Source organism: Massilia sp. 05N420, from assembly GCF_056397205.1.
Map to the genome: position 1 here is coordinate 39,972 of NZ_JBFTMX010000039.1, position 12,576 is coordinate 52,547.

At 64.1% G+C, this 12,576-nt stretch carries 10 protein-coding genes; 3 read left to right on the forward strand and 7 right to left on the reverse strand.

Going from position 1 to position 12,576, the window contains the following annotated elements:
* Nucleotides 1-2: 2 nt before the first annotated feature.
* A complete protein-coding gene (locus AC1DIX_RS21370) occupies nt 3-953 on the reverse strand; it encodes a hypothetical protein (RefSeq protein WP_477327207.1) in 951 nt (316 codons plus the stop codon).
* A gap of 83 nt (nt 954-1,036) precedes the next feature.
* Between AC1DIX_RS21370 and AC1DIX_RS21375 the strand changes: the two genes are divergently transcribed.
* A complete protein-coding gene (locus tag AC1DIX_RS21375; RefSeq protein ID WP_477327209.1) occupies nt 1,037-3,538 on the forward strand; it encodes a TonB-dependent receptor domain-containing protein in 2,502 nt (833 codons plus the stop codon).
* A gap of 26 nt (nt 3,539-3,564) precedes the next feature.
* Here AC1DIX_RS21375 and AC1DIX_RS21380 read toward each other — a convergent pair whose 3' ends face one another.
* The gene (locus AC1DIX_RS21380; protein ID WP_477327211.1) at nt 3,565-4,821 is read right to left on the reverse strand and encodes a glycoside hydrolase family 1 protein; all 1,257 of its coding nucleotides are present in this window, start codon (nt 4,819-4,821) and stop codon (nt 3,565-3,567) included.
* Nucleotides 4,822-4,954: 133 nt separating this feature from the next.
* On the opposite strand from AC1DIX_RS21380, the gene AC1DIX_RS21385 reads away from it, so the two are divergent.
* Nucleotides 4,955-5,509: an SEL1-like repeat protein gene (locus AC1DIX_RS21385; RefSeq protein ID WP_477327213.1), complete on the forward strand. Its 555-nt coding sequence runs from the start codon at nt 4,955-4,957 to the stop codon at nt 5,507-5,509.
* A 12-nt stretch (nt 5,510-5,521) separates the two neighbouring features.
* Here the strand turns inward: AC1DIX_RS21385 and AC1DIX_RS21390 are convergent, their stop codons facing one another.
* Nucleotides 5,522-5,875, reverse strand: a complete 354-nt coding sequence (locus AC1DIX_RS21390) for a translation initiation factor Sui1 (protein ID WP_477327215.1) — start codon at nt 5,873-5,875, stop codon at nt 5,522-5,524.
* 78 nt (nt 5,876-5,953) lie between these two features.
* Complete coding sequence (locus tag AC1DIX_RS21395) at nt 5,954-7,456, reverse strand: peptide MFS transporter (RefSeq protein WP_477327217.1); 1,503 nt, start codon at nt 7,454-7,456, stop codon at nt 5,954-5,956.
* A 243-nt stretch (nt 7,457-7,699) separates the two neighbouring features.
* Between AC1DIX_RS21395 and ppnN the strand changes: the two genes are divergently transcribed.
* Nucleotides 7,700-9,070: a nucleotide 5'-monophosphate nucleosidase PpnN gene (gene ppnN, locus AC1DIX_RS21400; protein WP_477327219.1), complete on the forward strand. Its 1,371-nt coding sequence runs from the start codon at nt 7,700-7,702 to the stop codon at nt 9,068-9,070.
* Nucleotides 9,071-9,217: 147 nt separating this feature from the next.
* On the opposite strand, the gene lysS is transcribed toward ppnN, so the two are convergent.
* The 3 genes from lysS to prfB all read right to left on the reverse strand — a co-directional run bounded on the left by lysS (nt 9,218) and on the right by prfB (nt 12,573).
* Nucleotides 9,218-10,771 (reverse strand): lysine--tRNA ligase, encoded by a 1,554-nt coding sequence (gene lysS, locus AC1DIX_RS21405; RefSeq protein WP_477327221.1) that lies wholly within the window; start codon nt 10,769-10,771, stop codon nt 9,218-9,220.
* Nucleotides 10,772-10,806: 35 nt separating this feature from the next.
* The gene (locus AC1DIX_RS21410) at nt 10,807-11,469 is read right to left on the reverse strand and encodes an HAD family hydrolase (RefSeq protein ID WP_442122015.1); all 663 of its coding nucleotides are present in this window, start codon (nt 11,467-11,469) and stop codon (nt 10,807-10,809) included.
* Nucleotides 11,469-12,573, reverse strand: a protein-coding gene (gene prfB / locus AC1DIX_RS21415) for a peptide chain release factor 2 (RefSeq protein ID WP_442122016.1) whose coding sequence is annotated in 2 segments (ribosomal slippage) — nt 11,469-12,491 and nt 12,493-12,573 — 1,104 coding nt in all. Because the reading frame shifts where the segments join, the coding sequence is not laid out codon by codon here. The genes AC1DIX_RS21410 and prfB overlap by 1 nt, the downstream gene beginning before the upstream one ends.
* Nucleotides 12,574-12,576: the final 3 nt, after the last annotated feature.

Genomic DNA, 12,576 nt, shown 5'->3' on the forward strand with positions numbered 1-12,576 from the left:
CCTTATTTACAGCGCCGCTTGCTCCTGTCCATCATCGCGTCCAGCTGCGCCGCGCTCAATACCTTCGGCATCGGCTCGTCGACAGGCCTGGGCGGCGGCTCGTTCGGACATGCCGGCACCGCATGCGGCAGCGATGCCGCCAGCGCGAACAGGCGATCGCGCAAGGGCTCGCGCACGAGGTTCGCATCGATCCATAGCTGGTAATCGCGGCGGCCTTCCTTCCACGACAGCAGCGAGACTGCCTTTCCCGACGGGTCTTCGAGCACGACCAGCCGGGCCGGCAGGCCATTGATGCGCTCCGGTTCGTCCTTCGGATCGCGCCAACTGGTGCTGCCGTCCGCCGACATGTCCTGTTCGAACAGGGTCAGCCGGTGCCCGTCCGGCAAGCGAAAGCCCCGGTACAGGCGGGAACGGACGTCGCCGACCTTTTCGGCGCGGCTGCCGAGGCCTTCGAGCTGTGTAAATGGCGTGTGGCGCAGGTCGACCGGCGTGAAGGCCAGCTTGCGGGTGGCGATGGCGTCCGGCAGGAAGCCGACGTCGAAGCGCTCGAGATCGCCCGGACAGACACGCTCGAAACCGTTGCGCTGTGCCTCGAGCTGGCCGTCGCCGTTTCGCGAGCGGCCCGCCTGGCATTCATATTCCTTGACGCCGGAGCGGACCACCATGGCGCAGGCGCCGATCGCGACGAGGCCGACTCCCGCCAGCAGCCAGCGTTTGGCGGGCGATCGCGCCGGTGCCGGCGCATCGTCGCGCAGGCGTTTCCCGAACCGCGTGCACAGCCAGGCCAGGCCGAGAGCCGGCAGCGCCATCGGCGCACCGGTCACAAGGGCGCCCAGCAGCGGCGCATGTATCCAGATGACGGCACCGAACAGATAGACGGCGCCCGCCAGCGGCACGAGCAGGTTGATGGCGTGTCCGGCGAGCCAAAGCAGGATGCCGATCGTTCTTTTCATGTTTCCTCTCTAGCATGTACGTACGAAAGATGATATTTTCCTACGGTTAATTTTTTTACTTTTCATCATCTTTCCTTATACATATGTCTCGTCACTCCGCGGTCACTGTTCCCTCCGCCTGCAAGGCCATCCCGGCGGCCATCGCCCTGCTGTTCCTGAGCGTCGACGCCGGCGCGCAAACGGCGCCTGCCGCCGACAAGCCCCTCGAAACCAGCGCCGCCAAGCCGGCCGCAACGGCGAAAGCGAAGGAGGCTGATGCGAAAGCTCCGGCCGCGGTGAGCGCCGATGCGCCGCAGCAGCCGCAGGGCCAGATCGCCACCGTGAACGTGGTCAGCGAACGCCAGACCAACCGCGTCGACCGCCAAGTGTACGACATCAAGAATGACGCCAGCACGGCCGGCGCATCGATCGGCGACGTGCTGAACAACGTGCCTTCGGTGAACGTCGACCCGAACGGCACCGTGCGCCTGCGCGGCAGCGAGCGCGTGACGGTGCTGGTCGACGGCAAGCCGACCGCCCAGCTGCAGGGCGAGAACCGCGCCGCCGCCATCAATGCGCTGCCGGCCGAGAACTATGAATCGGTCCAGGTGATCAACAACCCGGGCGCGGAGTTCGGCAACGAGGCGGGCGGCGGCCCGATCCTGAACCTGATCTCGCGCCGCTACACCAAGCCGGGCGGGAACGGGACGGTGGCCAGTAACGTCGGCCCGGGCGGCCGCGCCAACGCCTTCGCCAACGGCAGCTACAGCGCCGGCTATGCCTCCGTGAACGGCACCCTGAACGTGCGCCGCGACGGCAACGACACCGACACCGAACAGCTGCGCGAGCGCATCGATCCGACGACCGGCGCGATCAGCCGCCTGCGCCAGGATTCGCACAACCATGGCATCAATACCTTCGTCCAGGCGGGCATGGGCGGGCGCTACAACTACAACGAGCGCGACACCATCACCGGTTCGTTCTCGGTCAACAAGCGCGGCAACGACGCCGACTCGAACCAGCATTTCACGGACTTCCGCACGACCCAGTCGCCGGTCGTCGACTACACCACGCGCCGCAAGACCGACGGCGATTCGCGCAACCACGAGATCGTCACCGGCTTCGAGCGCCGCTTCAACTCCGATGGCGAGACGCTGAAGATCGACCTGCGCCACTCGTCGAACAACAACAGCGCGGACACCTCGACCCTGTACCAGGCCCTGGCGATGCCGGCCACCGGCGCGCCCACCCTGCGCGACTACGCGCAGAACGTCGACACGCGCGTGCGCATGACCGACCTGAGCGCCGACTATTCGGGCAAGGCCGGCCCCGGCTTCCTGAACGCGGGTGCACGCCTGCAGCGCCTGCAGCAGACCGCCGACAACCGCTACCTGTTCCTGACCGGCGGCGGCCTGGACACCCGGCGCAGCAACCTGTTCGACCTCGACCAGGACGTGGTGGCGGTGTACGGCACCTACGAGATGCCGCTGAATAAGCTGTGGTCCTTCAAGAGCGGCCTGCGGGTCGAGCGCACCGACCAGGACCTGGACCAGGTCACCACCGGCGTCCAGGCCACCAACCAGTACACCAGCTACCTGCCCAGCCTGTTCCTGACGTATAAGCTGGACCAGTACTCGAACCTGCGCCTGTCCTACGCCGACCGCATCTCGCGCCCGACCTCGGGCGACCTGAACCCCTTCGTCAACTACGCCAACGACTATTACGTCAGCTCGGGCAATCCGCACCTGCGTGCGGTCAAGCTGCACTCGCTGGAGCTGGGTTACGAAACCAAGATCAAGGGCCTGATGCCGGTGAGCGTGCGCGGCTACCTGCGCAAGGAATCCGACGTCATCACCGACCGCCGCGTCTTCCTCGACGCAAACACGCTCTTGACCACGCGCGAGAACCTGGGCGACCGCCGTTCGGGCGGCATCGAGTTCTCGGTGATGGGCATGATCCCGCCGAACATGCGCATCAAGGGAATCGCGTTGCCCAACATCCGCTTCATGTTCAACGGGAACTACGGCTTCATCGAACAGGACCGCACCGATGCCATGGGCCTGGCGGGCGGCAAGCGGTCCTCGCCCTCGCTGCAGTTGCAGGGCGGGGGACAATGGCAGATCGGCCCCGACGACGTGCTGACCCTGATGACCTTCCGCCAGGGCAAGCTGCTGTCGGGCGAGGGTTACCGCGAGCCCTTCGGCATGATGAACCTGGCCTACGAACACAAGTTCGACAAGCGCCTGTCGATGAACATTCGCGCCAACGACGTACTGCGCTCGACCGACCAGAAATTCCGCGTCGAGACCGATGTGCTGCGCGACCGCACCGACACCACCGTGCACCAGCGCCGCCTCTACGTGGGCTTGCGCTACACCTTCGGCGGCACGACCGGCAACGACGCGGTGCGCAATGCGATGCAGGCAGCCGGCATCAACGTCGACAGCCCGCAGGCGCGCGAAGCGATGCGCCGGGCGCAGGAGATGCAGCAGGCGCAGGCCCAGGCGGCGAGCGAAGCGCAGAAGGGTGCGCCGGTACCGGCTGCTACGCCGGCTGCCAAGCCAGCCACCACGCCGGCCCAGACGCAGCCGTCCGACAAGCAGTAAGCGGCTGCCGGCTCAGCGCCAGTCCCTCAGCACCAGTCTTTATCCGGCTGCATGTCGAGGCGCTGGGCCGCATCGACCACGTCCTGCAGTTCAACCGGGTCGCTGAACGGATCCTCGTCCAGCCTGGTGACCCGGTTCAGCTCCTTCTGCCAGCGCCGCAGTTCGTCGACGTATTTGCCGTCCGGCACGCGCTTGAGGTCGCCGTTCTCTTCGACCAGGTCGCAGATGCCGTTGTGCAGCCACTCGCCGGTATGCCAGTCCGGCATGTCGACGGCGGGGAAGAGGCAGATCCCTTGCAGGTCCATGCCGCGCCGCACCGCCGCCAGCGATTCGCACATCACGTCGTGCAGCCAGTCGGCGCGGCCGTCGCGCATGCCGCTGGTTTCGCCGATGATCATCGGCCGGCGGTAGCGTTCCCAGACGGTTTGCAGCATGTCGCACAGTGGCGCGATGCGGTCGTCGCCGGGGGCCAGGGGCTTGTGCGGTCCGTGTTCGCGGTATTCCATCTGTCCGAACGAGTAATTGTTGGCGCCGACGATATCCAGGATCTCGGGCGCGCCGCCGAGCTCCGGATGCTCGCGGCCATAGATGACGTCCCAGGCCAGGAAGGTGTCGACCTCGGTCTCGTGGCGCGCGGCCTCGATCTGGTCGGGACGGTCGCGCGGCGCCACCACCCGCACCAGCGGATCGATGTGGACCATGGGTGCATCCGGATCGACTTCGCGGATCGCCTTCACGCCGGCGATCGCGGCCCGGCACAGCGCCAGCCGCAGGCGCATCCGGTCGTCGCGGCTGCAGCGGTAGGGCGCGGCCCATCCCCATTCGCCGGCGCAGAAGGAAAAGAAGGTGATCTCGTTAATCGGCGTGAAGAAGTGCGGCCCGCGCACTTTCGGGACCACGTATTCGGCGGCGGCCCGGCAATAGGCCGCGAAGCGGCTGGCGAAGGCGTCGTCGTACGGATCGAGGTCGTCCGGATAGCCGTAATGGAAAAGGTCCCAGATCGGAATGATCTTCGACGCGTTCATGGCCTCGATGAAGGGATCGACCATCGAGAAATCGTATTGTCCGCCGCCGGCGCGATCGGCCAGGGGCCAGGGAATGCCTTCGCGCGAGACGGCGATGCCGAGCTCGGCGAGGATACGGTAATCCTCGGCGGCGTGGCGGTCGTGCCGGGTTTCCTCGATCAGGTTGCGGCGCACGCCGGGACGCTCGCCCCAGAGGAAATTGGAGCATTCAAAACCGGACAGGAAGAATGTTGGAAATATTCCTGGATGCTTCGCCATGCAGTCTCCTTTCCCGGGCTGGCCGGTCGAGGTCGTAGGATGCCACGAGTCGGATTTCGCCGCGTATCCAGGCGTGCGGAGGTTCGGAACGCGGCGCCGTTCCAGTCCCTGTTGCTTTGGCTATAATGGCAACATGAGCAAGTTATCGTTTAAAAAGACCGTCGCGTTCCTGTGTTTTTCAGCGCTCTGCGGGTGCGCCGGTTCAACGCCGAAAGCGTCTGAATATAATCTCGGCGTCCAGGCTTATAGAACGAAGGACTACGCTTCGGCACGCCAGCACTGGGCACAAGCAATCACGGAAGAGCACGAAACCTCAGCCAAGAACAACCTCGGGTATCTGCTTTACTACGGTTTGGGAGGCAAGGCCGATATCAGCCAGGCTATTTCGCTGTGGACGCAGGCGGCGGAAAGTGGCGATCGGGAATCCCAGTGGCATCTTGGTCATGCAGCCGAAGATGGCAAGGGCGTCGAACAAAGTGTCGTCAAGGCGTATGCCTGGTATCGGTGCGCAGCCACGGCCAACCAGGCGTCTGCGGCCGCCGATGAGCTGGAGGCCCGGATTGCACGCGACGCGAGCCAGTCGCTCGCAAGGCTCTTACCCAAGCTCTCACCGGCCGAGTTCCAGGCGGCCGAAAAGCTGGCCAAGCTCTATATCGCCATTTATTCCAGGGCGACACCGAATCAATAATCGGGGCTTCGTTCAGCCGGCCCGCTTGGCTTGGTGTCCATGTTTCGCCAGCGCCGCGACGACCAGCTCGCAGTGGTCGCCCTGGATTTCGATCACGCCATCCTTGACGGTGCCGCCGGAACCGCAGGCGGTGCGCAACTGCTTGCCCAGCGCCGCCAGCGCAATCGCGTCCAGCGGCAGGCCCTTGACGATGGTGACGCATTTGCCGCCCCGGCCCTTGGTCTGGCGCGAGACCCGGACGACGCCGTCGCCGAGGATCGCGGTCCTGGCCTTGCAAATGCATTCCGCGGCCGGCTGCCGGCAATCGGGGCACATGCGGCCGCTTTCGGTGGAGTAGACGAGGCGGCTAATCGAACTGCTTTTCATGCTGAATCCAGGGATGTTCGGATGTAGAAGGAAAAACGGCGACCCGCAGGCCGCCGTGTCGTCAGGGACGCGGGAAGTTTACTTCACGCCATGCATCAACTTCTGGATCAGCGGCGCGATCAGGAACAGCAGGATGCCGGAACCGATCAGCGCGTAGAAGCCGAAGGTGTAGCCGCCCAGTGCCGATTCCACGCTCATGCCTTTTTCGCCCGAGATGTGGCTGGCGAAAATGCCCGACAGGTTGTTGCCGATGCCGGTCGACAGGAACCAGCCGCCCATGCCCAGGCCGACCAGGCGCACCGGCGCCAGCTTGGTGACCATCGAGAGGCCGATCGGGGACAGGCACAGTTCGCCGATGGACTGGATCACGTAGACCATGAACAGGGTCCAGAACGGGATCTTGCTGTCGGCGCCGACCAGGTGCTGCAGCGCGAACATCAGCAGCAGGAAGGCCAGGCCGTTGAAGATCAGGCCCAGGCCGAACTTGCGCGGGATCGACGGATTGGCGCGGCCCAGCCAGACCCAGACTGCGGCCACGATCGGTGCGCAGACGATGATGGCGATCGAGTTCACAGACTGGAACCAGCCGGTCGGGAAGATCCAGCCGCCGAAGTCGCGGCGCACGATGTTGTCGGCCAGGAAGGTGAAGGAGCTGCCGGCCTGCTCGAAGAAGCACCAGAACATCACGTTGAAGAAGAAGATGACCAGCATGGCGATGGCCTTGTCGCGCGCGACCTTGCCGTTGCGGATGCCTTCGACCAGCAGCATGACCGCCAGCGCGATGAACAGCGCCGAGAGAATGTACTGGATGGTGTCGGCGCCGAGCTTCAGCAGGAAGTAGACGACCGGGATCACGACCAGCGAACCGACGATCACGCCGATCAGGCGGGTCGGGCTGGCCAGCTCGCCGACCGGTGCGCCGATGCCTTTCAGGCCCTTGCGGCCGATCTGGAACCAGACCAGCGACAGCAGCATGCCGATGCCGGCGGCGAAGAACACGACCTTGTAGGCCGGCACGCCGGTGCTGCCGGACATGGCACCAGCCAGCCAGCCGGTCAGGATCGGCGCGACGAAGGCGCCGCTGTTGATGCCCATGTAGAAGATGGTGAAGCCGGAGTCGCGGCGCTCGTCGCCGATGCCGTACAGTTGGCCGACCATGGTCGAGATGTTCGGCTTGAACATGCCGTTGCCGACGATGATGGTGGCCAGGCCCAGCTTGAACACGTTCGGATCGGGCACGGTGATGGCGAACAGGCCGGCCGCCATGAAGGCTGCGCCGACCAGGATCGAACGCTGGTAGCCGATCACGCGGTCGGCGATGTAGCCGCCGAACACGGCGCCGGCGTAGACCAGCGCCAGGTAGGAACCGTAGGTCAGGTTGGCGTCGGCCTGGCCGACGCCGCTGCCGCCGTAGAACTGGGCGACGATGTAGAGCACCAGGGCCCAACGGATGCCGTAGAAAGCGAAGCGCTCCCAGAATTCGGTCATGAACAGCATCCACAGCGGCGCTGGGTGTCCCATGATCTGTTTGAATTCCGGGATCGCTTTCTGTTCGACGGTAGAAGTAGCTGCACCGCTCATGCGGTTCCTCCCCAAATACGTTTTATAAGAATAGGAATGATTGGGCCGCATGCCCGCATCGTGTGCGGGCGCAAATCCAATAGCGTCGCATTTTAGTGGAAATTCTGCTCGTTAAGGCAACTTTTTCCGGATCAATAGTATTGACGCGAAAAGGCTGCGCAAGTGTGGGGGCAAACTCGTGAGAGATGTCGTATATTGGCGAAAAGGCTGTACGGAAACACTGAACAGAAAGGGAAGAGGAATATGACGAACGACGTTGTCGACACATTGATATCCCCGGAGGGGCGCCTGGAAGTGCTGTCGAAGGCGGAAGTGGCAAAGCTGCTCGATACCAGCCAGGGTGGCCTGTACCAGGTCTTTCGCAAATGCGCGCTGGCGGTACTGAATTCCGGCAGTTCGATCGACGACGGCAAGGAACTGCTCGAACGCTACAAGGATTTCGACATCAAGATCATCCAGCGCGAGCGCGGCATCAAGCTCGACATCCGCAGCGCGCCGGCCCACGCTTTCGTGGACGGCAAGATGATCAAGGGTATCCACGAGCACCTGTTCGCGGTGCTGCGCGATATCGTCTACGTGAGCTTCGAAGTGACGGACAATCCGCGCTTCGACCTGCAGCGGCCGGAAGGCATCACCGATGCCGTGTTCCACATCCTGCGCAACGCCAACGTGATCCAGCCGCAGCGCAATCCGAACCTGGTGGTGTGCTGGGGCGGCCACTCGATCAACCGCGTCGAGTACAACTACTCGAAGCACGTCGGCTACCAGCTCGGCCTGCGCGAACTGGACATCTGCACCGGCTGCGGCCCGGGTGCGATGAAGGGCCCGATGAAGGGCGCCACCATCGGCCACGCCAAGCAGCGCCTGCAGGGCGGCCGCTACCTCGGCATCTCGGAGCCGGGCATCATCGCGGCCGAGTCGCCGAACCCGATCGTGAACGACCTGGTGATCATGCCGGACATCGAGAAGCGCCTGGAAGCCTTCGTACGCACCGGCCACGGCATCGTGGTGTTCCCGGGCGGCGCCGGGACCGCCGAAGAGATCCTCTACATCCTCGGCATCCTGCTGCATCCCGAGAACGCGGACATGCCGTTCCCGCTGGTGTTCACCGGCCCGTCGACGGCCAGGGAGTACTTCGAGCAGATCGACCAGTTCATCGGCCTGACCCTGGGCGAAGAGGCGCAGCGCCGCTACAAGATCATCGTCGACGATCCGGCAAGCGTAGCGCAGGAGATGCACACCGGGATCCGCCAGGTGCGCGAATTCCGCAAGTCGCGCAGCGACGCCTACTACTTCAACTGGGGCCTCAAGATCGACCCCGAGTTCCAGCATCCCTTCCGCCCGACCCACGAGAACATGCGCAGCCTGTCGCTGCACAAGAACCAGGCGACGCACCTGCTGGCGGCCAATTTGCGCCGTGCGTTCTCGGGCGTGGTGGCCGGTAACGTGAAGGAGGATGGGATCCGGGCGATCGAGAAGTACGGGAAGTTCGAGATCCATGGCGAGGATGAGATCATGGCGCCGATGGACAAGTTGCTGCAGTCGTTCGTGGAGCAGAGCCGGATGAAGTTGCCGGGCAAAGAGTATATTCCCTGCTATCGGGTGGTCCGTTAATAGCCACCGTCCTGAGGCACAGATCACGCGACGTATGGATCCCCGTTTTCACGGGGATGACGGTTTTACGGATGACGGCATTAAAAAAGGCGCGAACGGTCTCCCGTTTCGCGCCTTTTTTTGTGACGCATCACGCGTCACTCAAGCTCAGTCTTCCTTGCGCAGGTGCGGGAACAGCAGCACATCGCGAATATTCGGCGAATCCGTCAGGATCATGATCAGGCGGTCGATGCCGATGCCGCAGCCGCCGGTCGGGGGCAGGCCGTATTCCAGTGCGCGGATGTAGTCGGCGTCATAGAACATCGCTTCTTCGTCGCCGGCATCCTTGGCGGCCACCTGGGCCTGGAAGCGGGCTGCCTGGTCTTCCGGATCGTTCAGCTCCGAGAAGCCGTTGGCGATCTCGCGGCCCACCATGAACAGCTCGAAGCGCTCGGTGATGCCGGGGCGGTTGTCGGAAGCGCGCGCCAGCGGCGAGACTTCGACCGGGTAGTCGATGATGAAGGTCGGTTCCCACAGCTGGGCTTCGGCGGTCTCTTCGAACAGGGCCAGCTGCAGCGCGCCCAGGCCCGAAATGATGTGCGGCTTGACGCCGAACTTCTCCAGCAGTTCCTTCTTCAGGAACTCGGCGTCGTTCAACTGTTCGCTGGTGTACTCCGGCGCGTACTTGTTGATCGCTTCGACGATGGTCAGGCGGTGGAAGGGCTTGCCCAGGTCCAGCGGACGGCCGCCGTAGGTGACTTCGGCGGTGCCGTGGGCGTCGATCGCGGCCTGGCGGATCACGGCCTCGGTGTAGTCCATCAGCCACTTGTAGTCGGTGTAGGCGGCGTAGAACTCCATCATCGTGAATTCCGGATTGTGGCGGATCGAGACGCCCTCGTTGCGGAAGTTACGGTTGATCTCGAACACGCGATCGAAGCCGCCGACCACCAGGCGCTTCAGGTACAGCTCCGGCGCGATACGCAGGAACATTTGCATGTCCAGCGCGTTGTGGTGGGTGATGAAAGGCTTGGCCGCGGCGCCGCCCGGGATCGGGTGCAGCATCGGGGTCTCGACTTCCATGAACTGGTTGTCCTGCATGAAGCGGCGGATCGACGCGATCGCGGCGGTGCGCGCCTTGAAGGTGCGGCGCGTCTCTTCGTTCATGATCAGGTCGACGTAGCGCTGGCGGTACTTGGTCTCCTGGTCTGCCAGGCCGTGGAACTTGTCCGGCAGCGGACGCAGGGACTTCGACAGCAGGCGCAGCTTCGTCACCTTGACGGTCAGCTCGTCGACCTTGGTCTTGAACAGCGTGCCTTCCACGCCCAGGATGTCGCCCAGGTCGTAGTGGCGGAAGGCTTCCATCGCTTCTTCACCGGTGTTGTCCAGGGTGACGTAGATCTGGATGCGGCCGTCGGCGCGCGGGCCCGAGGCGTCCTGCAGGGTGGCGAAGGCGGCCTTCTTGCCGGCTTCGCGCTTGAGCATCATGCGGCCGGCCAGCACCACCTGCTGGGGTTCGGCTTCGAGCTGCTCGCGGGTCCAGCCGCCATAGGTCTCGACCAGGCCGGCAGCCTTGTGCTGGGGGACAAAGTCGTTCGGGAAGGCCACGCCTTTTTCGCGGATCGCTGCCAGCTTGGCGCGGCGCTCGGCGATGATCTTGTTGTCATCAAGCTGCAGCGAAGTCGCTTGCTGTTCCTGGCTTTGTTCTTGGTTTTCGGTGCTCATATCAGGTATCTATCTATGTTTGGTTCACGTGCAGGTCAGAGGACGCCCAGCAGGTCCTCAACGGACAGTTCGTCGTAATCGTTGACGATCTTGAGCACGTTGTCGAACTCCGCGAACGCGTCGGCAGGCAGGGTGGTCGTGATGACCACGGCGCGCATGCCGGCACGGCGCGCGGCTTCCACGCCCATCGGCGCATCTTCGAAGACGATGCAGTCGGCGGGATTCGCGCCCAGCTTCTCGGCGGCCTTCAGGAACACGTCCGGATGCGGCTTGCCCTGCTTGACGTCGGTCGCGCCGACCACGGCCCCGAAGTGGCGGCGCAGGTCGAGTTCGTCGAGGGTGAAGACGATGTTCTTCGGCGGCGCGGACGTCGCCACGGCCAGCGCCACGCCACGCTCGTCGGCCGCGGTCACGAAGTCGTCGAAGCCCTTGATGGCGGCGCGGTGCGGACCGTACATCTCGCGGTACAGCGCATCCTTCTCCGCTGCCAGGGCGGCGATTTCCTCGTCCGTGACCTCGTCGCCCAGGCGGGCGCGCAGGATCTCGCGGCCCTGGGCGCCGGCGGTCTCGCGGAAGAAGGCCTCGGCCTCGTACTCCTTGCCGCGGCGGGCGAAGAACTCGAGCCAGGACCTGGTGTGGAAGGCCATGTTGTCGACGATGGTGCCGTCCATGTCGAAGATGAAGGCGGGCTTGCTCATCACACTCCCTGCTTCAGCGAAGCCGAGATGAAGTCGTCGAGGTCGCCGTCCAGCACGTTCTTGGTATTGCCGGTCTCGAAGCCGGTGCGCAAGTCCTTGATGCGCGACTGGTCCAGCACGTAGGAACGGATCTGGTGGCCCCAGCCGACGTCGGTCTTCGAGTCTTCCAGCTTCTGCTGCTCGGCCATGCGCTTGCGCAGCTCGAGTTCGAACAGCTTGGCGCGCAGCATGTCGAAGGCTTCGGCCTTGTTGCGGTGCTGCGAGCGGTCGTTCTGGCACTGCACCACGATGCCCGACGGGGCGTGCGTCAGGCGCACCGCGGAGTCGGTCTTGTTGATGTGCTGGCCGCCGGCGCCGGATGCGCGGTAGGTGTCGATGCGCACGTCAGCCGGGTTGATCTCGATCTCGAAGGACTCGTCGACCTCCGGGTACACGAACAGCGAAGTGAACGAGGTGTGGCGGCCGTTGGCCGAGTCGAACGGCGACTTGCGCACCAGGCGGTGCACGCCGGTCTCGGTGCGCAGGTGGCCGTAGGCGTACTCGCCCTCGACCTTGATGGTGGCGGTCTTGATGCCCGCGACCTCGCCCTCGGAGATTTCCATCACTTCGGCCTTGAAGCCCTTGCGTTCGCAATAGCGCAGGTACTGGCGCAGCAGCATCGAGGCCCAGTCCTGGGCTTCGGTGCCGCCGGCGCCGGCCTGGATGTCGATGAAGCAGTTCGCATGGTCCATCGGGTTGCTGAACATGCGGCGGAATTCCATCTGCTCGATGACCTTCGCGATCTCGGCGGCGTCGCCTTCGACGGATTCGATGGTGTCGTCATCGCCTTCTTCGCGGCCCATTTCGAACAGGTCGCGCGAGTCGTCGATGTCGGCGCGGGCTTTTTCCAGCGTCAGGACGACGCCTTCCAGCGCCTTCTTTTCCTTGCCCAGGTCGAGGGCGCGCTTCTGGTCGTTCCAGACGGTCGGGTCTTCCAGTTCCTGGTTGACCTGTTCTAGTTTCTCCGACTTCTTATCGAAGTCAAAGATACCTCCGAAGTTCGGCTTCACGGCTGCTCAGGTCGTTCAGCAGGGCGGAAAGGGCGTTGATGCGTTCAGCTTCCATGGT

Bases quoted from the DNA above. Each gene is read 5' to 3' on its own strand.
- AC1DIX_RS21370 (WP_477327207.1), bottom strand. From the start codon at position 953: ATGAAAAGAACGATCGGCATCCTGCTTTGGCTCGCCGGACACGCCATC.
- AC1DIX_RS21375 (WP_477327209.1), top strand. From the start codon at position 1,037: ATGTCTCGTCACTCCGCGGTCACTGTTCCCTCCGCCTGCAAGGCCATC.
- AC1DIX_RS21380 (WP_477327211.1), bottom strand. From the start codon at position 4,821: ATGGCGAAGCATCCAGGAATATTTCCAACATTCTTCCTGTCCGGTTTT.
- AC1DIX_RS21385 (WP_477327213.1), top strand. From the start codon at position 4,955: ATGAGCAAGTTATCGTTTAAAAAGACCGTCGCGTTCCTGTGTTTTTCA.
- AC1DIX_RS21390 (WP_477327215.1), bottom strand. From the start codon at position 5,875: ATGAAAAGCAGTTCGATTAGCCGCCTCGTCTACTCCACCGAAAGCGGC.
- AC1DIX_RS21395 (WP_477327217.1), bottom strand. From the start codon at position 7,456: ATGAGCGGTGCAGCTACTTCTACCGTCGAACAGAAAGCGATCCCGGAA.
- ppnN (WP_477327219.1), top strand. From the start codon at position 7,700: ATGACGAACGACGTTGTCGACACATTGATATCCCCGGAGGGGCGCCTG.
- lysS (WP_477327221.1), bottom strand. From the start codon at position 10,771: ATGAGCACCGAAAACCAAGAACAAAGCCAGGAACAGCAAGCGACTTCG.
- AC1DIX_RS21410 (WP_442122015.1), bottom strand. From the start codon at position 11,469: ATGAGCAAGCCCGCCTTCATCTTCGACATGGACGGCACCATCGTCGAC.